General features: G+C 73.2%; 18 protein-coding genes and 1 pseudogene. 7 read left to right on the top strand and 12 right to left on the bottom strand.

Features of this window, described 5'->3' with window-relative positions:
- Positions 1-34 precede the first annotated feature (34 nt).
- The 3 genes from ACH4TG_RS18470 (at position 35) to ACH4TG_RS18460 (ending at position 3612) form a co-directional block, all read left to right on the top strand.
- Complete coding sequence (locus tag ACH4TG_RS18470; protein ID WP_398243372.1) at positions 35-1318, top strand: FAD-binding oxidoreductase; 1284 nt, start codon at positions 35-37, stop codon at positions 1316-1318.
- Entirely contained in the window at positions 1318-2835 is a 1518-nt protein-coding gene (locus ACH4TG_RS18465; protein WP_398243371.1) for a (Fe-S)-binding protein, read from the top strand. Before ACH4TG_RS18470 ends, ACH4TG_RS18465 begins: the two co-directional genes overlap by 1 nt.
- Before the next feature lie 264 nt (positions 2836-3099).
- Positions 3100-3612, top strand: coding sequence for an NUDIX hydrolase (locus ACH4TG_RS18460; RefSeq protein WP_398243370.1), 513 nt, complete (start codon positions 3100-3102; stop codon positions 3610-3612).
- Positions 3613-3655: 43 nt separating this feature from the next.
- On the opposite strand, the gene ACH4TG_RS18455 is transcribed toward ACH4TG_RS18460, so the two are convergent.
- A complete protein-coding gene (locus ACH4TG_RS18455; protein ID WP_398243369.1) occupies positions 3656-4174 on the bottom strand; it encodes an NUDIX domain-containing protein in 519 nt (172 codons plus the stop codon).
- 142 nt (positions 4175-4316) lie between these two features.
- On the opposite strand from ACH4TG_RS18455, the gene ACH4TG_RS18450 reads away from it, so the two are divergent.
- Entirely contained in the window at positions 4317-5423 is a 1107-nt protein-coding gene (locus ACH4TG_RS18450; protein WP_398243463.1) for a glycerate kinase, read from the top strand.
- Positions 5424-5517: 94 nt separating this feature from the next.
- Here the strand turns inward: ACH4TG_RS18450 and pssA are convergent, their stop codons facing one another.
- From pssA to ACH4TG_RS18400, 10 genes are all read right to left on the bottom strand, one after another.
- The gene (gene pssA / locus ACH4TG_RS18445) at positions 5518-6363 is read right to left on the bottom strand and encodes a CDP-diacylglycerol--serine O-phosphatidyltransferase (protein WP_398243368.1); all 846 of its coding nucleotides are present in this window, start codon (positions 6361-6363) and stop codon (positions 5518-5520) included.
- Complete coding sequence (locus ACH4TG_RS18440) at positions 6350-7006, bottom strand: phosphatidylserine decarboxylase (protein WP_398243367.1); 657 nt, start codon at positions 7004-7006, stop codon at positions 6350-6352. The genes pssA and ACH4TG_RS18440 overlap by 14 nt, the downstream gene beginning before the upstream one ends.
- A gap of 181 nt (positions 7007-7187) precedes the next feature.
- Positions 7188-8402, bottom strand: a complete 1215-nt coding sequence (locus ACH4TG_RS18435; protein ID WP_398243366.1) for an acyl-CoA dehydrogenase family protein — start codon at positions 8400-8402, stop codon at positions 7188-7190.
- Between the two features lies 1 nt (position 8403).
- Entirely contained in the window at positions 8404-8910 is a 507-nt protein-coding gene (locus ACH4TG_RS18430) for a MaoC family dehydratase (RefSeq protein WP_398243462.1), read from the bottom strand.
- A gap of 2 nt (positions 8911-8912) precedes the next feature.
- On the bottom strand, positions 8913-10886 hold the full coding sequence (locus ACH4TG_RS18425) for a protein meaA (RefSeq protein ID WP_398243461.1): 1974 nt from the start codon (positions 10884-10886) through the stop codon (positions 8913-8915).
- 98 nt (positions 10887-10984) lie between these two features.
- Positions 10985-12322, bottom strand: a complete 1338-nt coding sequence (ccrA, locus tag ACH4TG_RS18420) for a crotonyl-CoA carboxylase/reductase (RefSeq protein ID WP_398243365.1) — start codon at positions 12320-12322, stop codon at positions 10985-10987.
- A 443-nt stretch (positions 12323-12765) separates the two neighbouring features.
- Positions 12766-13557: a TetR family transcriptional regulator gene (locus tag ACH4TG_RS18415; protein WP_398243364.1), complete on the bottom strand. Its 792-nt coding sequence runs from the start codon at positions 13555-13557 to the stop codon at positions 12766-12768.
- A 79-nt stretch (positions 13558-13636) separates the two neighbouring features.
- Positions 13637-15493 (bottom strand): 3-hydroxyacyl-CoA dehydrogenase family protein, encoded by a 1857-nt coding sequence (locus ACH4TG_RS18410; RefSeq protein WP_398243363.1) that lies wholly within the window; start codon positions 15491-15493, stop codon positions 13637-13639.
- Positions 15494-15773: 280 nt separating this feature from the next.
- A complete protein-coding gene (locus ACH4TG_RS18405; RefSeq protein WP_398243362.1) occupies positions 15774-16301 on the bottom strand; it encodes a GNAT family N-acetyltransferase in 528 nt (175 codons plus the stop codon).
- An 18-nt stretch (positions 16302-16319) separates the two neighbouring features.
- On the bottom strand, positions 16320-17390 hold the full coding sequence (locus tag ACH4TG_RS18400) for an Rv2578c family radical SAM protein (RefSeq protein WP_398243361.1): 1071 nt from the start codon (positions 17388-17390) through the stop codon (positions 16320-16322).
- Between the two features lie 134 nt (positions 17391-17524).
- On the opposite strand from ACH4TG_RS18400, the gene ACH4TG_RS18395 reads away from it, so the two are divergent.
- The gene (locus ACH4TG_RS18395) at positions 17525-17968 is read left to right on the top strand and encodes an SRPBCC family protein (RefSeq protein WP_398243359.1); all 444 of its coding nucleotides are present in this window, start codon (positions 17525-17527) and stop codon (positions 17966-17968) included.
- Between the two features lie 158 nt (positions 17969-18126).
- Positions 18127-20742, top strand: coding sequence for an MFS transporter (locus ACH4TG_RS18390; RefSeq protein WP_398243358.1), 2616 nt, complete (start codon positions 18127-18129; stop codon positions 20740-20742).
- Positions 20743-20796: 54 nt separating this feature from the next.
- Here the strand turns inward: ACH4TG_RS18390 and ACH4TG_RS18385 are convergent, their stop codons facing one another.
- On the bottom strand, positions 20797-22506 hold the full coding sequence (locus ACH4TG_RS18385) for an MFS transporter (protein ID WP_398243357.1): 1710 nt from the start codon (positions 22504-22506) through the stop codon (positions 20797-20799).
- A 298-nt stretch (positions 22507-22804) separates the two neighbouring features.
- On the opposite strand from ACH4TG_RS18385, the pseudogene ACH4TG_RS18380 reads away from it, so the two are divergent.
- Positions 22805-23083: pseudogene (locus ACH4TG_RS18380) on the top strand (SAM-dependent methyltransferase); the annotation flags it as partial.
- Between the last annotated feature and the right edge of the window lie 55 nt (positions 23084-23138).

The raw sequence follows: 23138 nt of genomic DNA, 5'->3' as shown, positions 1-23138 counted from the left end.
CTTCGCACCCGATCCGTCCGCGCCCGATGCCTCCTTGCCCAGAGCCTCCGTGCCCGATCCGTCCGCACGACCCGTGCCCGCGTCCTCCGCGGTCCGGCCCGCCACCGGTCCTGCGAATCCGGGTGCGCCCGCGTCCGGCCCGCACTGGCCGGACGCCGAGCAGGCGCATCCGGCGAACGCCGCCGAGACCGCCGGCATCCTGCGCGGCACCCGCGGCACGGTGGTGCCCGTCGGCGCGGGCACCAAGACCGGCTGGGCCGCCCCGCCCACCTCCTGCGACCTGGTGCTGCACACCGGTGGCCTGGCGGGGATCACCGAGTACCTGCCGGGCGACCTCGTGGTGGTCGCCGAAGCCGGAGTCCCGCTTTCCGCGCTGCAGCAGACCCTCGCCGAGCACGGGCAGATGCTCGCCCTCGACCCGCCGGAGGCGGGCGCCACCCTCGGCGGGATCGTCAGCGCCAACGCCTCGGGACCGCGCAGGCTGCGCTACGGCACCGTCCGCGACCTGCTCATCGGCGTCACCGTCGTGCTCGCCGACGGGACCGTCGCCCGCGCCGGCGGCAAGGTCGTCAAGAACGTCGCCGGCTACGACCTCGGCAAGCTGTACACGGGGGCGCACGGCGCGCTGGGCGTCGTGGTGTCCACCACCTGGCGGCTGCACCCGCTGCCGCCGGCCCGCGCCACCGTCACCGTGCCCGTCCCCGACAGCACGCAGGCCGGCCGCTGCGCCGTCCGGCTCGCCCGCTCCCCGCTCACGCCCACCGCGGCCGAACTGCGCTGGGACGGCGCCGGATCGGGCGGCGCACTCGTGGTGCTCTTCGAGAGCACGGCCGCGTCCGTGCGCGCCCAGGCACGCGAGGCGGTCGCGCTGCTCGGCGGCGGGACGACCGGTGACGACGTCCCCGCCTGGTTCGGCCGCCGCCCTCGGGGCGGACTCGTGCTGCGCCTGGCCTACGCACCGGCCGCGCTTCCGCAGGTGCTCGACGCACTCGACGCCCTCGGCGCGCCCACCCAGGGCGCCGGTGGCGCACCCGCCGGCGCGCACGTCACCGCCTCCGCGTGCACCGGCGTCGCCTACGCGGCCGTGCCGCCCGGCGCCGACCTCGCCGTGCTGCGGGCCGCCCTCGCCCCGTACGACGGGTCGGCGGTGATCGTCGGCGGCTCCCCGGACGGCACCGCGCAGGCGGCCGGCGCCGGCCGCACCGCCGCCGAGCACTGGGGGCCACCCGGCGACGCGTTCGCCCTGATGACCCGTGTCAAGGACCGGTTCGACCCCGGGCGGCGGCTGTCGCCCGGCAGGCTGCTGGGAGGTCTGTGATGCCCGCCGCCACCCCCGACCCCGACCCCGTGCCCGTGCACGGGTCCGGCGACCCCGCGCCCGCTCCGGACGCACCCGTCCCGCCCGGCAGCCCAGCCGTCACCCCGTACGGCGGTCCGGTGGCACCCGGTGCCGACCGGGCCACCGTGGGCCTCGGGATGCCCGGCTTCGGGATGCCGGACGGGCCGGTGTTCGACGGGCAGCGGCCGCCGGACGCCGCGCTGGCCGGCGACTGCGTCCACTGCGGCTTCTGCCTGCCCACCTGCCCCACCTACGTGCTGTGGGGCGAGGAGATGGACAGCCCCCGCGGGCGGATCGACCTGATCAAGGCCGGACTCCAGGGCGAGACCTTCGACGAGGGCAGCGTCCGCCACCTCGACCAGTGCCTGGGCTGCATGGCGTGCGTGACCGCCTGCCCGTCAGGAGTGCAGTACGACAAGCTCATCGGCGCCACCCGCGCCCAGCTGGAACGGCGCGTCACCCGGCCCCGCGCCGCGCGGCTGCAACGGGCCGCCGTCCACGGCCTGTTCCCCTACCCGCGCCGGCTGAAGGTGGTGCGCGCCCTGCTGCGCGCCTACCAGGCCGGGCGACTCGGCCGCCTGCTGGCCCGCGCCGGGGTCCTGCGCCGGCTGCCCGCCTCCCTGCAGGCCATGGAGGCGCTGGCCCCCAAGCTCGGCCCGGCGCCGCGGCTGCCCGCCCGCACCCCCGCGGCCGGCGCCCGGCGCCGGACCGTCGCGCTGCTCACCGGCTGCGTCCAGGGCGCCTTCTTCCCCGACGTCAACGCCGCGACCGTGCGGGTGCTGGCCGCCGAGGGCTGCGACGTCGTCGTGCCCCGCGGGCAGGGCTGCTGCGGCGCGCTGTCCGCGCACGCCGGGCGGGAGGGCGAGGCCCTGGACTTCGCACGGCGGATGATCGAGGCGTTCGAGGCCGTGCAGGCCGACGCCATCGTGGTCAACGCCGCCGGCTGCGGCTCGCACCTGAAGGAGTACAGCCACCTGCTGCGCGACGAGCCCGGCGACTGGGGCGAGCGGGCCGCGGCACTGGCCGCGCGCGTGCGGGACGTCACCGAACTCCTCGACGAGATCGGCCCGGTGGCGCCCCGGCACCCGCTCCCGATCACCGTCGCCTACCAGGACGCGTGCCACCTGGCCCACGCCCAGGGGGTCCGCGCCCAGCCGCGCGGGCTGCTCGCCGCGATCCCCGGACTGACCCTGCGCCAGCCGGCCGAGCCCGAGCTGTGCTGCGGCAGCGCCGGCACCTACAACCTGCTGCACCCCGAACCCGCGGCCGAACTCGGCGCCCGCAAGGCACGGGCCGTGCTCGCCACCGGCGCCCAGGCGATGGTCACCGCCAACCCCGGCTGCTGGATGCAGGTCGGCACCGCGCTGGCCCGCATGGGCCGCCGCATGCCGGTCGCCCACACCGTGCAGGTGCTCGACGCCTCGATCCGCGGCGTGCCCGCCGAGCAACTGCTGGCCGACGCCCTCGACGGCCCTGGCACCACCGTGGGAGCGTGAGGCCGCGGCCGGCCCGACCCCGCGGTCTCCGGCTCCGGCACCCCGTCCGACTCCCCGGCCGGGGACCGCAGTTCGGCCCTGCTCACCGGGCCGGCCCGTCACCGGCGCCGGGGGCCGCGGGCCGGCTCCTCCCCGGGCGTGCTCGGTAGGATGATCTCTCCGCAGACTCTGGAGTGTGATCTTCTTGGCCTCCACGTATGTGCTGGACCACCTGCCGAGCACCCCGGCGCCGACCGTGGCGGGCACGCCCGCCCCGGTGACGCTGTGACGGCCCGTACGCCGAGGGCGGCGGCGCGCGTCGCCGTCCTCGCCCCTGACGGGTCCGTGCTGCTGCTGCGCTACGACAACCCCGAGGTCGGCATCCACTGGGCGATGCCCGGCGGCGGCCTGGACCCGGGCGAGAGCCCGCGCGACGGCGCCCGCCGCGAGGTCCGCGAGGAGACCGGCTGGACCGACGTCGAGCCGGGACCGCTGCTGTGCACCTGGGAGCACGACTTCACCCGCGGCACCGTGCCGGTGCGCCAGCACGAGCACGTCTACGTCGCGTACGCGCCGCACCGCCCGCTCACCGGGGACCTGGCCGCCGCGCACAGCGCCGACGGCATCCTGCACGCCCGCTGGTGGACGCCGGCCGAACTCGCCGCCGCCGACGAGGCGTTGTGGCCGCCGAACCTCGCCGAGCTGCTCGCGGGACTGCGCGCGCACGGCCCCCAGGACCCGGCACCGGACCTTGGCTACGTGCCCAACCCGGTCCCGGAAGCGGCCCCTTCGGACTGACGGCCGCGCGCGGCCACCGCAGCGCCGCGGAGCTCAGGACCGGTCAGGACCCGGCCGCCGCGACGCCGTCCGCGGGGCGGCCGTTGACCAGTTCGGCGGGACCCGTGCCGGCCAGCAGGGCGGCCAGGGCGGCCCGCACCCGGCGGGTCGCGCCCGGGGTGAGGTAGTGGTCGATCTCGTCGACCGGGGTCAGCCGCCAGGAGTCCAGCTCCTCCTCCTGGAGCCGCACCGCGGCGAGCTGCTGCTCGGTGAGGATGCCGCCGTCGAACAGGAAGCTGGTCAGCGGCGGGCGGCCCGCCCCGGTGATCCAGTCCACGGCCAGCAGCGCACCGGGCGGCACGTCCAGCCCGATCTCCTCCAGCGACTCGCGGCGGGCCGCCTGCCGGGGCGTCTCCCCGTCGTCGGACTCGATCGTGCCGCCGGGCAGCGTCCACGTCCCGTCGTCCCGGTAGTTCGGCTCGACCAGCAGGACCCGACCGTCGGCCGAGCGGAACAGCGTGTTGGCGCCCGCGAGGATCCGGGGCAGGCCCGCGATGTACGTCGCGTAGTCGGTGGTGGTCATGGCACCAAGCTACGCGGGCGCCCCCGCGCGGGGCGCCCATGGGCAGCCGGGCCGTGCCCGGGATAGGGTCGCGACGGCGCGACCTACCGTTCCGGATGGAGAACAACCAGTGTCCGAGGCTGCAACAGAATCGACCGCGCGCGTGCTGATCGCCGCCGACAAGTTCAAGGGCTCGCTGACCGCGGTCCAGGTGGCGGAGCACGTCGAGGCCGGGCTGCGGTCCGTCGCCCCCGGGCTGACCGTCGAGGCGCTGCCGGTCGCCGATGGCGGTGACGGCACCGTCGACGCGGCCGTCGCCGCCGGCTTCGAGCGCCGCACCCGCACCGTCACCGGACCGCTGGGCACCCCCGTCGAGGCGGTGTACGCCGTCCGCGGCGACACCGCGGTGGTCGAGATGGCCGAGGCGTCCGGGCTGCGCCACCTGCCGCCCGGGGTCTTCGCGCCGCTGACCGCCACCACCTACGGCACCGGCGAGCTGCTGCGCGCCGCGCTGGACGCCGGGGCCCGCACCATCGTGCTGGGCGTCGGCGGGAGCGCCACCACCGACGGCGGCGCCGGCATGCTCACCGCGCTCGGCGCCCGGCTGCTGGACTCCGCTGGGCAGCCGGTCAGCCCCGGCGGCGGGCCGCTGGCGGGCCTGGCGACCGCCGACCTGAGCGGGCTGGACCCGCGGCTGGCGCAGACCGAGGTGGTGCTCGCCAGCGACGTGGACAACCCGCTGCTCGGGCCGAAGGGCGCCGCGGCCGTGTACGGGCCGCAGAAGGGCGCGTCGCCGGTCGACGTCGAGGCGCTCGACGCCGCGCTGGGCCGGTTCGCGGAGGCGCTCGGCGACCCGCGCGCGGCGGACGCGCCGGGAGCCGGAGCGGCCGGCGGGATCGGCTACGGGGCGCTGGTCGGCCTCCGGGCGACGTTCCGGCCCGGGATCGAGGTGCTGCTCGACGTGCTCGGGTTCGCGCCCGCCCTGGCCCGTGCGGACCTGGTGATCACCGGCGAGGGCTCGCTGGACGAGCAGACGCTGCACGGCAAGGCGCCGGTCGGCGTCGCGCAGGCGGCCCGGGCGAGCGGCATCAGCGTCCTCGCGGTCTGCGGCCGGCTGGCCCTGTCCGAGGAGGCCCTGCGCTCCGCCGGGATCTCCCGCGCCTACGCCCTGTCCGACCTGGAGCCGGACCTCGCGGCCTGCATCGCCGATGCCGGCCCGCTGCTGGAGCGGCTCGCCGCCACCTTGGCGCGGGACACCTTCCCGCTCTGAGACGGCGCACCGGCCGCAGCGCGAACGACGAAGCCGCGCCCCTTCGCGGGGCGCGGCTTCGTCGTGTTCGTCGCGGGTGCGGCTGCCGGCGGCCTCAGCGGGCGTCGGCGCGCGCCTCGCGGCGGGCGGCCCGCATCGTGCTCACCCGGCGGGTGGTCGCGAAGCAGGGGATCAGCGCCGCCGCGGTGCACTGCAGGGCGCAGCCGGCCTGGAGCAGCTGGTGACCGCCGGGCACGCCCAGGGTCCAGGCGGCCAGGCACCCCATGCTGACGATCGTCCAGCAGAAGGTGATCAGGGCCAGCCGGCCGCGCGGCTTGGGGTACTCGACCCGGCTCACCATGAGCCAGGCCACCCCCACGATGCCGATGACCGTCGGCACGAACGGCAGCTCCAGCAGCACCAGGGACACCACCGTCATCGCCCCGAAGGGGCTCGGCATGCCCTGGAAGACGCCGTCGCGCAGCGTCGTGCAGGAGAAACGGGCCAGCCGCAGCACCACGGCCAGCACCACCAGTACGGCGGCGACCGCGGCGACCTTGCCGTGCCCGTTGTCGCTGACCAGGCCCCATACGACGACGAAGTACGCCGGCGCCAGGCCGAAGCTGATCAGGTCCGACAGGTTGTCCAGCTCGGCGCCCATCGCGGAGCTGCGCAGCTTGCGCGCCACCAGCCCGTCGAAGAGGTCGAAGACCGACGCCATCAGCATCAGCGTGACCGCGTTGGCCGCGCTGCTCTTGGACATGGCGCCGTCGGCGGTGCCCATCAGGTGCGGGACCAGGACGCCGGTGGTCGTGAAGTAGACGGCCATGAAGCCGCAGATCGCGTTGCCCAGCGTGAGGGTGTCGGCGATGGAGAGGCGGGTCGACAGCGGAATGTCGGGACCTTCCTCCTCCAGCTCGCTCACCCAGGAATCGGCGGTGTCGGGCTCAGTCACGGTCAAGGCGCGTCACCCCAGCCGTGGTGGTCTGGCCGACCTCGACCGCGGGCTCCACGCCCTCCGGCAGGTACACGTCGACCCGGGAGCCGAAACGGATCAGGCCGATCCGGTCGCCCTGCTCGACCTTGCAGCCGCGCGGGACGTAGGGGACGATGCGCCGCGCCACCGCGCCGGCGATCTGGATCACCTCGACGTCACCGATCTCGGTGTCGAAGTGCCAGACGACCCGCTCGTTGTTCTCGCTCTCCTTGTTGAACGCCGGCACGTATCCGCCGGGGATGTGTTCGACGGAGGCGACCGTGCCCGCCAGCGGGGCGCGGTTGACGTGGACGTTCAGTGGGCTCATGAAGATCGCGACGCGGGTGCGCCCGTCCTTCCACGGCATGATGCTCTGCACCACCCCGTCGGCCGGGGAGACCACCCGGCCGTCCGTGATCTCCCGCTCGGGGTCGCGGAAGAACCACAGCATGCCGGCCGCGAGGGCGGTGGCGGGAACGGCCACCGCCGCCCAGCGTCCGGAGCGGCGGGCCTTGGCGAGGCTGACCGCCGCCGTGGCCACGGTCGGGAGGAGCCACGGCGACGCTCCGCGCGCGAGACGAACGCCGACGAGGCTGTCGCGTGGTGCAGAGGATGGGCTGTGGGGCATGGAAGACCTTCGTAGCGGAGGATGCCGCGAATTGCTTCTGGGGACGGCGGCTTTCGTCGATGGTATCGGCTGACACCGGCAACACGGCAAGCTCGGGGGCGAGTCGATGGCCGGTTCCGGTGCCACCGCCGATGACGCGCTGTGACGTTTGCCTCGAAATTATCGGTCCATTTACGGACATTCACCCCTGGATGCGATACTCCTCCAACAGCCGCCGGCCGATGATCATTTTCTGGATCTCGGCGGTCCCCTCGCCGATCAGCAGCATCGGGGCCTCCCGGTAGAGCCGCTCGATCTCGTACTCCTTGGAGAAGCCGTAGCCGCCGTGGATGCGGAAGGCGTCCTCGACGACCTCCTTGCAGTACTCCGCGGCCAGGTACTTGGCCATGCCGGCCTCCAGGTCGTTGCGCCGCCCGGAGTCCTTCTTGCGCGCCGCGTTCACCATCATCTGGTGCGCGGCCTCGACCTTGGTGGCCATTTCGGCCAGCTTGAACTGGACGGCCTGGTGCTGGGCGATCGGCTTGCCGAAGGTGTGCCGCTGCTGCGCGTAGGCGATGCCGAGCTCGAAGGCGCGCTGCGCGACACCGCAGCCGCGCGCGGCCACGTTGACCCGGCCGACCTCGACGCCGTCCATCATCTGGTAGAAACCGCGGCCGGTGGAACCGCCGAGCACCCGGTCCGCGGGTACCCGCACGTCCTCCAGCACCAGCTCCGTGGTGTCGACGCCCTTGTACCCCATCTTCTCGATCTTGCCGGGCACGGTCAGCCCCGAGACCTTGGGGTTGGGGCCGAAGCCGGGCTCCTTCTCGATCAGGAAGGTCGTCATCGAGCGGTGCGCGGGCGCGTCCTCCGGCTGCCCCTCGTCGGTCCGGCACAACACCGCGACCAGGTGGGAGGTGCCGCCGTTGGTCAGCCACATCTTCTGGCCGTTGATCACATAGGAGTCGCCCTCGCGCACGCCCTTCGTGCGGATCGCCGACACGTCGGAGCCCAGCTCCGGCTCGGACATCGAGAACGCGCCGCGCACGTCGCCGGCGGCCATCTTCGGCAGGAAGTAGTCCTTCTGCTCCTGCGTGCCGTGCTGCTTGATCATGTAGGCGACGATGAAGTGCGTGTTGATGATGCCGGACACGCTCATCCAGCCGCGGGCGATCTCCTCCACGGTGAGCGCGTACGTCAGCAGCGACTCGCCGAGGCCGCCGTACTCCTCGGGGATCATCAGGCCGAAGATGCCGAGGTCCTTCAGGCCCTCGACGATCTGCGCCGGGTACTCGTCGCGGTGCTCCAGCCCGGTGGCGACCGGCAGGATCTCCTTGTCGACAAAGCTTCGGACGGTCGACAGGATCTCCTGCTGGACGTCGGTCAGCCCGTCGGTCTGCGCGAGGCGGTTGGCCATCTCAGTTCCCTCCCAGCTCCGGGCGGCCGGGCTGCTCCCCGCCCCGCTCCTTGATGTACGTGGCCGTGGGCACCATCACCTTGCGGCGGAAGACGCACACCAGGGTGCCGTCCTGGTTGTACCCCCGGGTCTCCACGTGGACGATGCCGCGGTCGTCCTTCGACTTCGACGGGCGCTTGTCGAGCACCGTGGTCTCGCCGTAGATCGTGTCGCCGTGGAACGTCGGCGCCACGTGGCGCAGCGACTCGATCTCCAGGTTGGCGATCGCCTTGCCGGACACGTCGGGCACCGACATGCCGAGCAGCAGCGAGTACACGTAGTTGCCGACCACCACGTTGCGCCCGAAGTCGGTCGTCTTCTCGGCGTAGTTGGCGTCCATGTGGAGCGGGTGGTGGTTCATGGTGAGGAGGCAGAAGAGGTGGTCGTCGTACTCCGTGACCGTCTTCCCCGGCCAGTGCTTGTAGACCGCACCGACCTCGAACTCCTCGTAGGTCCGCCCGAACTGCACAGTCATACCTCCAGCTTGTTCGCGATCCGGATCTCGTCCACGATCCGGCCGATGATCCCGGTGATACCGAAGTCCTTGGGTGTGAAGACGGCCGCCACGCCAGCGGCGCGCAGCTCCTTCGCGTCGGCTGCCGGGATGATGCCCCCGACGACCACCGGGACGTCGTCCGCGCCGGCCCTGCGCAGCCGCTCCAGCACGTCCGGGACCAGCGCGGCGTGCGAACCGGACAGGATGGACAGGCCCACGCAGTGCACGTCCTCGGCGACCGCCGCCGACACGATCTGCTCGGGCGTGAGCCGGATCCCCTGGTAGACCACCTCGAAGCCGGCGTCGCGGGCGCGCACCGCGATCTGCTCGGCGCCGTTGGAGTGCCCGTCCAGGCCCGGCTTGCCGACCAGCAGCCGCAGCCGCCCGCCGCCCAGCTCCCGCGCGGTGTCCTCCACCCTGCGCCGCACCTCCGCCAGCTCGCTGCCCGGCTCGGCCGCCACCGCCACCGGGGCGCTGCTCACCCCGGTCGGCGCGCGGAATTCGCCGAACACGTCGCGCAGCGCCCAGGACCACTCGCCGGTGGTCACCCCGGCCCGCGCGCACTCCAGCGTCGCACCCATCAGGTTCTCGCTCCCGGCGGCGGCCGCCCGCAGCCCCGACAGCGCCGCCTGCGCCCGCGGCTCGTCCCGCGCCAGCCGCCAGTCGTGCACCGCCGCCACCACCCGGGCCTCGTTGGCCGGGTCGACGGTCATGATCGCGGCGTCCAGGTTCGCCGTGAGCGGGTTGGGCTCGGTGGTCTCGTAGACGTTGACCCCGACGATCTTCTCCTCGCCGGACTCGATCCTGGCCCGGCGGGCGGCGTGCGAGGCCACCAGCTCCGCCTTGAGGTAGCCGGACTCCACCGCCGCCATCGCGCCGCCCAGTTCCTCGATGTGGGCGATCTCCGCGGTGGCCGCCTCCACCAGGCCGGCCACCTTCTCCTCGATCACGGTCGAGCCGGCGAAGATGTCGTCGTACTCCAGCAGGTCGCTCTCGTGCGCCAGCACCTGCTGGATGCGCAGGCTCCACTGCTGGTCCCAGGGGCGCGGCAGGCCCAGCGCCTCGTTCCACGCCGGGAGCTGGACCGCGCGGGCCCTGGCGTCCTTGGAGAGCGTCACGGCCAGCATCTCCAGCACGATGCGCTGGACGTTGTTCTCCGGCTGCGCCTCGGTCAGGCCCAGCGAGTTGACCTGCACGCCGTACCGGAACCTGCGGTGCTTCGGGTCCTGGATGCCGTACCGGTCGCGGGTGACGGTGTCCCAGATGCGGCCGAAGGCGCGCATCTTGCACATCTCCTCGATGAACCGGACCCCGGCGTTGACGAAGAAGGAGATCCGGGCCACCACCTCGCCCCTGCGCTCCTCGGGCACATGGCCCGAGGCGAACACCGCGTCCAGCACGGCGATCGCGGTGGACATCGCGTAGGCGATCTCCTGCACGGGCGTGGCCCCGGCCTCCTGCAGGTGGTAGCTGCAGATGTTGATCGGGTTCCACTTGGGCATGTGGTTCACGGTGTACGTGATCATGTCCGTGGTCAGCCGCAGCGAGGGTCCCGGCGGGAAGACGTGCGTGCCCCGCGACAGGTACTCCTTGACGATGTCGTTCTGCGTGGTGCCCTGCAGACCGGCGACCGCCTCGGCGTCGAGCCCCTGCTCCTCGGCGACCACCTGGTAGAGCGCCAGCAGCCACATGGCGGTGGCGTTGATGGTCATCGAGGTGTTCATGCGCTCCAGCGGGATGTCCTGGAACAGCCGCCGCATGTCGCCGAGATGGGCCACCGGCACGCCGACCCGGCCCACCTCGCCGCGGGCCAGCACGTGGTCCGGGTCGTAGCCGGTCTGGGTCGGCAGGTCGAACGCGACCGACAGGCCGGTCTGCCCCTTGGCCAGGTTCCGGCGGTACAGCTCGTTGGACGCCTCGGCCGTCGAGTGCCCGGCGTACGTCCGCATCAGCCACGGCCGATCGCGCCGCCCTGCACTGCGCCCGCCCGCCTCGGGCCGCTCCGGCCCGGTGGCCCTCGGCTCGCTCGCGCGGCTCGCGGCGACCATCAGGCGTCCCGGAAGCGGTTGATGGCGGGCAGGTGGCGCTCGCGCAGTTCGGGGTTCGTCACGCCCAGGCCCTGCTCGGGGGCCAGCGCGAGGACGCCGACCTTGCCCTGGTGGAGGTTGCGGTGCACGTCGTACGCGGCCTGGCCGGTCTCGGCGAGGGTGTAGGTGCGGGAGAGCGTCGGGTGGATCTTGCCCTTGGCGACCAGGCGGTTGGCCTCCCACGCCTCGCGGTAGTTGGCGAAGTGCGAGCCGACGATGCGCTTGAGGCTCATCCACAGGTAGCGGTTGTCGTACTCGTGGGTGTAGCCGGAGGTGGAGGCGCAGGTGACGATGGTGCCGCCCTTGCGGGTCACGTAGACCGAGGCGCCGAAGGTCTCCCGGCCGGGGTGCTCGAAGACGATGTCCACGTCCTCGCCGCCGGTCAGCTCGCGGATCCGCGCGCCGAACCGCTTCCACTCCCGCGGGTCCTGGGTGTGCTCGTCCTTCCAGAACCGGTAGTCCTCGGCGGTGCGGTCGATGATCGCCTCGGCGCCCATCTTCCGGCAGATCTCCGCCTTCTCCGGGGAGGAGACCACGCAGATCGGCGTGGCGCCGCCGGCCAGCGCGAACTGCGTGGCGTAGGAGCCGAGTCCGCCGCTGGCGCCCCAGATCAGGACGTTGTCGCCCTGCTTCATCGCGGCGCCGTTGTGCGAGACGAGCTGGCGGTAGGCGGTGGAGTTGACCAGGCCGGGGGCGGCGGCCTCCTCCCACGTCAGGTGCTCGGGCTTGGGCATCAGCTGGTTGGACTTGACCAGGGCGATCTCCGCCAGGCCGCCGAAGTTGGTCTCGAAGCCCCAGATCCGCTGCTCGGGGTCGAGCATGGTGTCGTCGTGGCCGTCGGCCGACTCCAGCTCCACGCTCAGGCAGTGCGCCACCACCCGGTCGCCGGCGTGCCACTTGTTGACCCCGGGGCCGGTGCGCAGCACCACGCCCGCCAGATCGGAGCCGATGACGTGGTACGGCAGGTCGTGCCGCTTCGCCAGCGGCGACAGCCGGCCGTACCGCTCCAGGAACGCGAAGGTGGACACCGGCTCGAAGATCGAGGTCCACACCGAGTTGTAGTTCACCGAGCTGGCCATGACGGCGACCAGCGCCTCGCCGGGGCCGAGTTCGGGCAGCGGCACCTCTTCCAGGTGCAGCGACTTGCGGGGGTCCTTCTCCCGGGTGGTGAGCCCGGCGAACATGTCGGCCTCGTCCTTGTGCACGGTCACGGCACGGTACGACTCCGGCAGCGGGAGGGCCGCGAAGTCGGCGGCCGCGCTGTCCGGCGCAAGGATCGCGTCCAGGATTTCCTTCATATGACTCGCCTCCGGCGAAGCGTTCTCGCGGTAACGCTTGAGGGAACGCAGGGGTCGGGTGGATGGGGCTGCCGTCGTCGGTCCGGCGAATGGCTGACGGTGCGGGGTGAAGGAGCCGCGCGGTGGCGCGGAAACGGTGCCTGTGACGCAGGCGTCCGGGCGCGGGGCCAGTGGCCCTCGGGGACAGACGGGGTGCCTGGGATCGCTGCACACCGCCCGCCCGGACTGCTCCCGGCTGCCGCCGGGAGGTGTGCTTACCGTATGGCACTCTGTGCCACTCGACAAGACACTGCGTGCCAACAATTTCCCTCAAGTGTCACCCCGTGCCAACGGCCGGGCAACAGCAGGGCCGTTACACGCATCAGCGGCCGCCCGGAACGCTCCGGACGGCCGCTGGACGCGGGCTGGGGGCGGTTCTCCGGCCGCTGGGCCGGGCGCCCGGCTCAGGCCTGGCGCAGGGCCTCCTCGATGCTGCGCAGGATCTCCGCGGGGGAGGCGTCGGTGCGCGCCACGGCGACCACCACCTCGCCCTGCCGGGAGAGCGTCGCCGGGGTCGGCGAGGTGGCGCGGGACGGTATCCGCCCGGCCCCGATGCCGGTGCCGAAGGTGGACTTGATCACGTCGAAGGCGTGGTCGAGCTGCTGCTCGACGTCACCCTTGCCGCCGGCCCGCAGCCAGCGCCGCAGCACGTGGTTGTGCGCCGCGACCACCGCGGACGCGGCGACCTCGGCCAGCAGCGGGTCGTCGTCCCCGTCGCGCTGGGCGCCCTCGTCGAAGTGGCCCAGCAGATAGCGGGTGAACAGCCGCTCGTAACGGGCCACCGAGGCGATCTCCCGCTCCCGCAGGGTGGGCACCTCGCGGGTCAGCCGGTAGCGCTCGACGGACATCTCCGGCACCTGCGCGTACATCCGCAGCACCTCGGTGATGCCGCGGCACACGGTGTCCAGCGGGTGCTCGCGCGGGTCGGCGGAGTCCAGCACCGCCTGCACCCGCACCAGGGTGTCGTCGTGGTCCGGGAAGATCGCCTCTTCCTTGGAGCGGAAGTGCCGGAAGAACGTCCTGCGGGCCACCCCGGCCTTCGCGGCGATCTCGTCGACCGTGGTCGCCTCGTACCCCTGCGTGGCGAACAACTGCATCGCCGCGGCGGCGAGGTCCTGGCGTACCCGGTGGCGCTGGGCGGCGGCACGGCGGCCGCTCGCGGTCTCGGGGGCGTCGGAGTTCACAGCTTGGGGCATGTGGGGAACGTAACACGCCGGAGCCTCCCGTCCGGTGGCGGGCGGGAATCCGCCCCAGCCCACCGGACGGGCAGCGCGCTCAGCGCCGGGCATACTCGCGGAATCCGCGGCCGGTCTTGCGGCCCAGGCACCCCGCGGACACCAGGTGCTCCAGGAGGGGCGCGGGCGCCAGACCGGGGTCGCGGAACTCCTCGTGCAGCACCTGCTCGATCGCCAGCGACACGTCCAGGCCCACCACGTCGAGCAGCTCGAACGGGCCCATCGGATACCCGCCGCCGAGCTTCATCGCCGCGTCGATCGCCTCCACGCTCGCGTAATGGTCCTGGACCATCTTCACCGCGTTGTTCAGGTACGGGAACAGCAGCGCGTTGACGATGAAGCCGGCCCGGTCGCCGCAGTCCACCGGGTGCTTGCGCACCGCGGCGCACACCTCGTGCGCGGTGGCCACGACGTCCTCGCCGGTCAGCACCGTGTGCACCACCTCGACCAGCTTCATGGCCGGCGCGGGGTTGAAGAAGTGCATGCCGACCACGTCCTGCGGGCGGCCGGTCGAGCGGGCGATGGCCACCACCGGCAGCGAGGACGTGGTGGTCGCCAGCACCGCACCCGGCTTGCAGACCTTGTCCAGCATCCGGAACAGCTGCTGCTTGACGAACAGGTCCTCCGCCACGGCCTCCACGACCAGGTCGGCGTCCGCGAACGCGTCGTACGACCCGGCCGGGGACACCCGGCCCACCGCCGCGTCGCGCTGCTCCTGGGTGAGGCGGCCCTTCTTCACCGACCGGTCCAGGGACGCGGCCAGCCGCGCGACCGCGGCATCGGCCTTCTCGGACGTGCGGGCGGCGAGCACGACGTCGAACCCGGCCTTGGCGAAGACCTCGGCGATCCCGGTGGCCATGGTCCCGGACCCGGCGACCCCGACCGCCCGGACGGCGCGGCCCGCGCCGCGGTCGTCCCGGTCGCCCGGCGTCTCCGCGTCGGGCACCACCACGGAGCTGCCCGGCGCCTCGTAGCTGTAGAAGCCGCGGCCGGACTTGCGTCCGAGCAGCCCGGCGGCCGTGAGCTGCTTGAGCACCGGGGCCGGCGCGTGCAGGCGGTCCCTCGTGGCCTCGTACATCGCCTGCAGCACGGTCGTGGCGGTGTCGACGCCGATCAGGTCGAGCAGCGCCAGCGGGCCCATCGGAAGCCCGCAGCCCAGCTTCATCGCCGCGTCGATGTCCTCGCGGGTGGCGTACCGGGCCTCGTACATCGCGGCCGCCTGGTTGAGGTAGCCGAAGAGCAGCCCGTCGGCGATGAAACCGGGCCGGTCGCCCACCGGCACCGGCTCCTTGCCGAGCCGGACGACCAGGTCGGTGACGGTCCGCGTGGCCTGCGGCGAGGTCAGCACGGTGGAGACCACCTCGACCAGCTTCATGGCCGGGGCGGGCGCGAAGAAGTGCAGGCCGAGCACCCGGTCGGGATGGGCGGTGTCGGCGGCGAGCCGGGTCACCGACAGGGCGTTCGTGCCGGTCGCCAGCACCGCGTCGGGGCGCACGATCCGGTCCAGCGCGGTGAAGACCTCGCGCTTGGTCTCGTAAGCCTCGTCCACGACCTCGATGACCAGGTCGGCTTCCGCCGCGGCCTGCAGGTCGGGGAAGGTGCGGAACCGGGCGAGCGCACCGGCCCGTTCGGCCGCGCCGACCCGGCCGCGCTCGACGGCACGGGTGGTGGAGCGCTCCAGGGAGCTGACGGCCCGGCGGGCCGCCTCGTCGCTGACGTCGATGCCGATGACCTCGTGGCCGGCCAGGGTGAGCACCTCGGTGATGCCGGTGCCCATGGTGCCCAGGCCCACGACGGCGACGACGGGGAGCGCCGACGAGGCGCGGGAGGCCGAGGAGGACGAGGAGGCCGAGGAAGTGGGGGAGGGGGACGCAGAAGAAGCAGACGGACGGTCCATCGCATGCCTCCTGAAGACAGGCGGGGTGGGAGACGCGGGCCTCTCGCACAGGTGGGTGCGCCCGCGGATACCAAGGCGGGCCCTGTCCCGGGGCCTCGCCGCGATGTGCCGAACCGACGTGGTGTGAAGCGGTGGCCGTAGCTGCGTCACCAGGCTGCGGTCACCTGGCTTGAGAGTAACTCGCGGGTAACTTGAGCGCCACCCCTTCGCGCATGTGATGTGCTCCACCGCCAGATGAGCGCGATCCTGTCCCCCCGCCCCGTCCCCTCGTCGGCCGACGTCAGGGCACCCGGCGGACGTACCGGACCTCCCGCAGCGGGACGCCGTCGTAGTCGTCCGATGTCTCCGCGCCGTCCGGGGCGAAGCCGGCGGCCGCGTAGAAGCGGCGGGCCCGCGCGTTGTCGGCCAGCACCCACAGCAGCAGCCGGCCGCGGCCCAGTTCGGCGGTCCGCAGGACCGCCGCGGAGGTCAGCGCCCGGCCGACGCCGGTGCCGACGTGCTCGGGCAGCACGTACAGCGCGTACAGCTCGCCGTCGCCCGCGTCGTCCGGCTCACCGCGGTACGGGCCGAAGGCCGCCCAGCCGACCGGTTCGCCGTCCACCACCGCCAGCAGGTTCTGCACCCGGCCCCGCGACCGGGCGAGGAACTCCCGCCGCTGCTCCGCGTCCTCCTCGGGATCCATCGCGTCCAGGTACGGCTGCGGCACGATCCCCGCGTACGCCCAGCGCCAGCCGCGCACCCTGATGTCCGCCACCGTCCGCACGTCGGCCTCGGTGATCTCCCGGATCTGCACCCCGCTCTGTGTCATGTGCCGACTCTAGAGAGGTCACAGCAAGGTGAGCTGGGTGTTTTCCGCCTCCGGCGGTGCCGCCGGCGGCTCGGGCGCGCTGCCCGGCTCCCCGGCCCGGCCCGCATCCTGCCGGGGCAGGTCGAGCCGGCGTGCGGTCCCGCGCCGCCCGGGGCCGCAGCCGAACTCGGCCGCGAACTCGTGCACCTGGCGGGTCACCCGGCGCTGGTACCAGGTCGGCGCATAGGCGCCGCCCGCGTACAGCGCCTCGTAACGCCGCACCAGATGCGGGTGGTTGCGCCCCAGCCAGGCCATGTACCACTCCCGCGCGCCGGGCCGCAGGTGCAGCACCAGCGGGGTGATGGAGACCGCGCCGGCCGCGGCGATCGCCCGGACGGTGGCCCGCAGCTGCTCCGGGGAGTCGCTCAGGAAGGGCAGCACGGGGGCCATCAGCACCGTGGGGGTGATGCCGTTCTCGCTGAGGGTGCGGCAGACCGCCAGTCGCGTCTCGGGGGAAGGCGTGCCCGGTTCGACGCTGCGCCACAGCTCGCCGTCGGTGAATCCGACGGACAGCGCGATGGACACTTCGGTGACGCTTGCGGCCTGCCGCACCAGTTCGAGGTCGCGCAGGATCAGCGAGCCCTTGGTGAGGATCGAGAACGGGTTGGCGTGGTCGCGCAGCGCCTGGAGGATGCCCGGCATCAACCGGTAGCGGCCCTCCGCCCGCTGGTAGCAGTCGACATTGGTGCCCATGGCGACGTGCTCGCCCTTCCAGCGCGGCGCGGCCAGCTCGCGGCGCAGCAGCTCGGCCGCGTTGGTCTTGACCACGATCTGCGTGTCGAAGTCGTGGCCGGTGTCCAGGTCCAGATAGCTGTGCGTCCTGCGCGCGAAGCAGTAGACGCACGCGTGGCTGCACCCGCGGTAGGGGTTCACCGTCCACTCGAAGGGCATCCGCGAGGCGCCCGGCACCCGGTTGAGGATGGTCCTGGCGCGTATCTCGTGGAACGTGATGCCGCGGAAGCCCGGCGTGTCGAAGGTGCGGCTGGTCACGGCGTCCGTGCCGAACAGCGCTCCCGCCGCGTCATCGCGGTTGAGTCCGTCCCAGCGCATGGCACCCTCCTCCGGTCGTCCCGCCCCCGGGCTCCCTGCCCGCCGTCCACAATAGAACACAGATTCGAAAAGCGGGTGTGGTTGGCTTGGGCGTCGCGTGAAGAACGCGTTCGGAACACAACCGAGGAGAAGTCATGGCGCTGGTCGAGGCCACCACGGAGCGGATCGTCGCGGCGGAGCCGGAGCGGGTGTACGACGCGCTCGCCGACTACACCGGCACCCGCGGCCGGGTGCTTCCCGAGCAGTTCAGCGAGTACGAGGTCAGGGAGGGCGGCCAGGGGGCGGGCACCGTCGTGCACTGGAAGCTCCAGGCGACCAGCAAGCGGGTCAGGGACTGCCTCTTCGACGTCACCGCGCCGACGCCGGGCCGGCTCGTGGAGACGGACCGCAACTCCTCGATGATCACGACCTGGACCGTCACCCCGGCCGGCACCGGCCGCAGCAAGGTCGTCGTCACCACCGCCTGGCAGGGCGCCACCGGCGTCGGCGGCTTCTTCGAGCGCACCTTCGCCCCCAAGGGCCTGGGCCGCATCTACGACGAGGTGCTGGCCGCGCTCGCGGCCGACGTCGAGAAGTGACCCCGTCGGGCCCGCGCACGCCCGGTCACCCGATTGGTTTCGTGATCCTTCACTGATAAGGGTGGTTCCGCCTACTTCCTGAGAATCGCCGCGCTCGTCCGTCGTTGTCGCCTCATGCGGGTAACGGTGGCGGAGCAGGAGTGGCGAGGGGAGCGGCAGTGAGTGGCGGGACGCTGATCGAGCGCGCGGAAGCGGGCCCAGGGGAGGGGGATCGACCCGGCGGACCGGGACCGGGACCGGGACCGGGGGCGCCGGGCGCCGCGGGTCCCGGGACCGCGGCCCCGGGCGGCGCGGGACCGGGCGCGGCCGACCCGGGGGCTCCCGGCGCGGGAGCCGGGAGCCAGGATCCGGACGGCCCGCACGCGGCGGTCCCCGCGGCCGCCGGGCCGGGCGCGACCGTGCTGGACCCGCGGCGCGTGCGGCTGGTGTTCGTCGGCCTGATGCTCGCCCTGCTGCTGGCCGCCCTGGACCAGATGATCGTGGCGACCGCGCTGCCGAAGATCGTCGGCGAGCTGCACGGCCTGGACAAGATGTCCTGGGTGGTCACCGCCTACCTGCTGGCCTCCACGATCGGACTGCCGATCTACGGCAAGCTCGGCGACCTCTTCGGCCGCAAGGGCGTCTTCCAGTTCGCGATCCTGACCTTCGTGGTCGGCTCGGCCCTGGCGGCGTGGTCGCGCACCATGGACGAGCTGATCGCCTTCCGCGCCATCCAGGGCATCGGCGGCGGCGGGCTGATGATCGGCGTGCAGGCGATCATGGCCGACATCGTGCCGCCCCGCCAGCGCGGCCGCTACATGGGCCTGATCGGCGCCGCCTTCGGCCTGGCCTCGGTCGCCGGGCCGCTGCTCGGCGGCTTCTTCACCGACCACGCCTCCTGGCGCTGGTGCTTCTCCATCAACATCCCCTTCGGCCTGGTCACCCTCGTCGTGATCACGCTCGTCCTCAAGCTGCCCAAGCCGCGGGCCAGGCCCCGGCTCGACGTGCTCGGCGCCCTGCTGCTGGCGGTCGGCTCCACCTGCCTGGTCCTGCTCACCACCTGGGGCGGCTCCACCTACGGCTGGCGCTCCAAGGAGATCCTGGGGCTCGGGGCCGGCGCCCTGGTCTGCGGGGTGCTCTTCGTCGTCGTCGAGCGGTTCGCCCCCGAACCGGTCATCCCCCTGCGGCTGTTCCGCGACGGCGTCTTCAACGTCACGGCCGTCGTCGGCGGGGTCGTGGGCGTCGCCCTGTTCGGCGCGGCCAGCTACCTGCCGACGTTCCTGCAGATGGTCGACGGCGCCAGCGCCACCGGCTCCGGGCTGCTGATGCTGCCGATGATGCTCGGCGTGGTCGTGGCCTCGATCGCCAGCGGCCAGCTGATCAGCCGCACCGGCCGCTACAAGGTCTTCCCGGTGCTCGGCGGCGCCCTGTCCTCGGTCGGCATGTACCTGCTGTCGCTGATGGACGAGAACACCCCGCAGGTGGAGTACAGCTGCTACATGGCCGTGCTGGGCCTGGGCATCGGCATGATCCTTCCGGTGCTGGTCCTCGCCGTCCAGAACTCGGTCCGGCCCGCCGACATCGGCTCCGCGACCAGTGCCAACAACTACTTCCGGCAGATCGGCGGCTCGGTCGGAGCCGCCATCTTCGGCACCCTGTTCGCCGACCGGCTCACCAAGAGCCTGGCCGTCGAACTCCCGCACGGCGCGCACCTGCCCGACCCCCAGTCGGTCACCCCGCAGCTGGTCCGCACCCTGCCCGCGGCGGTACGCGACGGCTACATCCACGCCTACGCCCAGGCCATGCCGCGGATCTTCCTGTACCTGGTGCCGGTCCTCGTCCTCGGCTTCCTCTTCGCCTTCCTGCTCAAGGAGAAACCTCTGGTGACCCAGCACGGCACGGCCGCCCCCGCGGCCCACGAACCCGCCTACGACGGCGTGTACGACCCGGCGCACACGCCCGCCAACGGCACCCCCGTCGCCGACCCGCACGGCAGGTCCGATCCGGGCCTGCCCGGCGCCCGCCGCAACCTCGGCGGGGGCGTCCCGGTGTGCGGCAGCGTCCTGCACTCCGACGGCACGAGCGTCGGGCGCGCCGCCCTCACCCTGATCGACGGCGCCGGGCTCCAGGTGGGCCGCGGCGCCACCGGCGAGGACGGCAGGTACGCGCTCAGCACCCCGGGCCACGGCAGCTACGTGCTGATCGCCGCCGCGGGCGGCCACCAGCCGCAGGCGGTCAGCGTCACGGTCGCCGAACACCCGGTGGAACTCGACGTGGTGCTCGGCGGCGCGGGCCGCCTCGCCGGAGCGGTGCACACCGCCGACGGCACCCCGGTCAGGGACGCCGTGGTCACCCTCACCGACGTGCGCGGCGACGTGGTGGCCAGCGCCCGCAGCGGCCGCGAGGGCCTGTACGTGCTGACCGAACTCGTCGCGGGCGAGTACACCCTGGCGGCGAGCGCACCGGCCTTCCGGCCGGCCGCCCTGCCGGTCAGCGTGCAGGCGTCCCGCGAGACCCGCCAGGACGTCGAACTCGCCGGCGGCGCGGTGCTGCGCGGCACTGTGCGGGCGCCCGGCGGACGCCTGGTGGAGGACGCCCGCGTCACGCTGCTGGACGCGGCGGGCAACGTCGTGGACTCCGTGACCACCGGCGCCGACGGCCACTTCCGCTTCGTGGACCTGGCGGCCGGCGAGTACACCGTCATCGCCGCGGGCTACCCGCCGGTGGCCACCGTCCTCCAGGTCGCCGGCGGCGGCCGCACCGAGCGCGATCTGCAGCTCGGCCACGCGGACTGACGCGCGGCGCCCGCCGGGACCCGGAGCTCCGGAGCCCGGCGGGCGCCGTCCGGATCAGCCGCCGGCGCCGATCGGCGCCGCGGGGGCGGGGGCTCCCGCGCCCTGCGTCGTGTCCTTGGCGCACTGGGTGCCGCGGATCAGCGCGTACGAGCCGCCGATCCGGTAGGTGCCGGCGGCCGGCGCGTACAGCCGGGTCCAGTCGCCGTCGGGCGTCAGGCAGCCGTGCCGGTTGTCCTTGGCGCCCTCGATGCCCAGCACCGGGGACCACGGGATGCGCAGCACCACCGAGCCGGCGTGCGGCATCGTCACCGTCAGCTCCGCGGGCCCGGCCTCGTTCACCACCGCGGGCGGGTCGGCGAGCGGCTCGGCGCCGCTGACCTCGTACAGCTTCCAGTGCGCGTCGCTCCACACCGGGTGCAGCCACGGGTTGCCCGCCGCGACGATCTTCGCCTCGGCGACGGCCGCGCCGTCCGGCTCGTCCGACGGCAGCACCACGTAGTTCACGCTCCAGCGGCGCAGCCAGTCGCGGTAGCTGTCCGGGGTGAGCGTGCCGTCGTAGAACAGCGGGTTGCGCTCCACGTCGGCCTGCCGGTTCCAGCCGCGGGCCAGGTTCACGTACGGGGACAGCCCGGACGCCTCCCAGTGGGAGCGCAGCGGGACGACCTCCACCCGGCCGCGGTCGGCCTTGACGTGCCGCAGCTCGGTGATCAGCGGGCCGGCGTTCTTGATGGTGGACGACACCGCGGACGTCTCGACCTGGTCCACGATCGGCTTGGTGATCTGCCAGGTGGCCACCCCGGCGAACGCCAGCCACAGCAGCACCGTCCGGCGCGGCCCCCAGGTGCTCGCCATCGCTATGATCAGCACGACCGTCCCGCCGAAGAGCAGGGCCAGCCGCTCGACGTTGCTCCCGATGGGTGACGGGATCACATAGGTCAGGGCCACGCCCAGCGCGTACACCCACGCACCCAGGTACAGCGAGCGCCACTTGCGCGGGACCACCAGCGCGGTCACCACCGAGATGGCGAACGGGATGATCGCGAAGTACCAGTTGAACGGCTGCACCCCGTAGAAGGGGAACAGCAGCGAGGTCGCCCCGACCACCAGCGGCGGTGCCGCGGCCAGCACGTACGCCTCGGTGCGGCGGCCGGTGAGGAACATCGAGGCCGCGACCACGAGCAGGAACAGCCCCGCGACCGGGCTGCACATGGTCGCCAGCGCCCCCATCGCCGTGGCGACCAGCATCCGCTTGGTCCGGCCCTTGATCGCCCGCTCCGCGGGGAACAGCAGCACCGTGGACACCAGGGCGAACATCATCCCCAGCGCGAACGTCACCCGGCCGGAGACGACATCACACCAAAGAGCGAACACCGTCCAGGCGATGGGCAGGGCCGGGCGGTCGATCCGGGAGCGCAGCAGCAGGGCCGTGGCCAGCGTCGCCGACAGCGTGCCGGCGATCACCGCGGTCGTCCGCACCCCCGCCCACGCCATGATGTACGGCGACAGGATGCTGTACGACGCCGGGTGCATCCCGCCGTACCAGGAGAAGTTGTACGAGGCCGAGGGGTGCGCCCGTATGAAGTTCGTCCAGGCGTACTGCGCCGCCATGTCACCGGAGTCCTTGGCGAGGAACAGCGCCCACAGCAGGTGGAGCACCGCGGCCGCCGCGGTCGCCAGGATCAGCGGGTGTCTCGGGTCCACCCACCGCAGCACCGATCGGGGTCCGCGGACGGCGCCCGTGCGCGCAGGCTGCCAGGTGGTCACGTGGCCTCTTCCGGTAGCGGGTGCGGAGTCGTCCCGGCCGGGGCCCGGCGGGCGGGGAGTCGGAGCGCTTCCGCGGAGCGGCCGGGACGCACTACGAACACAGGTGTTTGGACGCTAGCACGACCGGCTTGGTTGCTCGTGCGCGGGCGTGCGCCCGGTTTTGCCCAACGCCTGACCCGGCACCCCGGGCGGTCGTACCGTGGTGGCGGCACCGCAGATCTTGTGCCGGTCGGGCTCCTTCCCGTGGCGTCCGGCGGCCGCGGCAGGCGGACGCCACGGGAAGGAGCCCGACACCCACGGACCGGTCTTCGCGGTCGAGCTGGCCGAGGCCGCCAAGGGGGTGCTGATGGGCCTCGCCGGCGGGCCGCAGGGGCCGCCGCTGAAAGTCCGCGCGATCTTCGCGCACGGCATCGCACCCGGTGAGGTGGCCGACGCGGCGGTGCCCGGCTACGTCCACGAGGCGGGTCTCGCGGTGCTCGCCGAGGGTGAACAGCCGCTGCTGACGACCGAGTTCACAGCCGAGGGCGAGAGGATCGAGGTTCCGTCGAAATGGCTGGTCGCGGGGCGTGAGGGCTGACCGCTAGAGGTGTAGACCAGTGAAGTTGTCCACAGGTCGCGGAGGGCTCTGGCCG

Origin of the sequence: Streptomyces sp. NPDC020917 (assembly GCF_044333795.1) — a bacterium.
GTDB lineage: Bacteria > Actinomycetota > Actinomycetes > Streptomycetales > Streptomycetaceae > Actinacidiphila.
The sequence above is the reverse complement of the archived record's forward strand: the minus strand, read 5'-3'. Positions and strand labels throughout refer to the sequence as shown.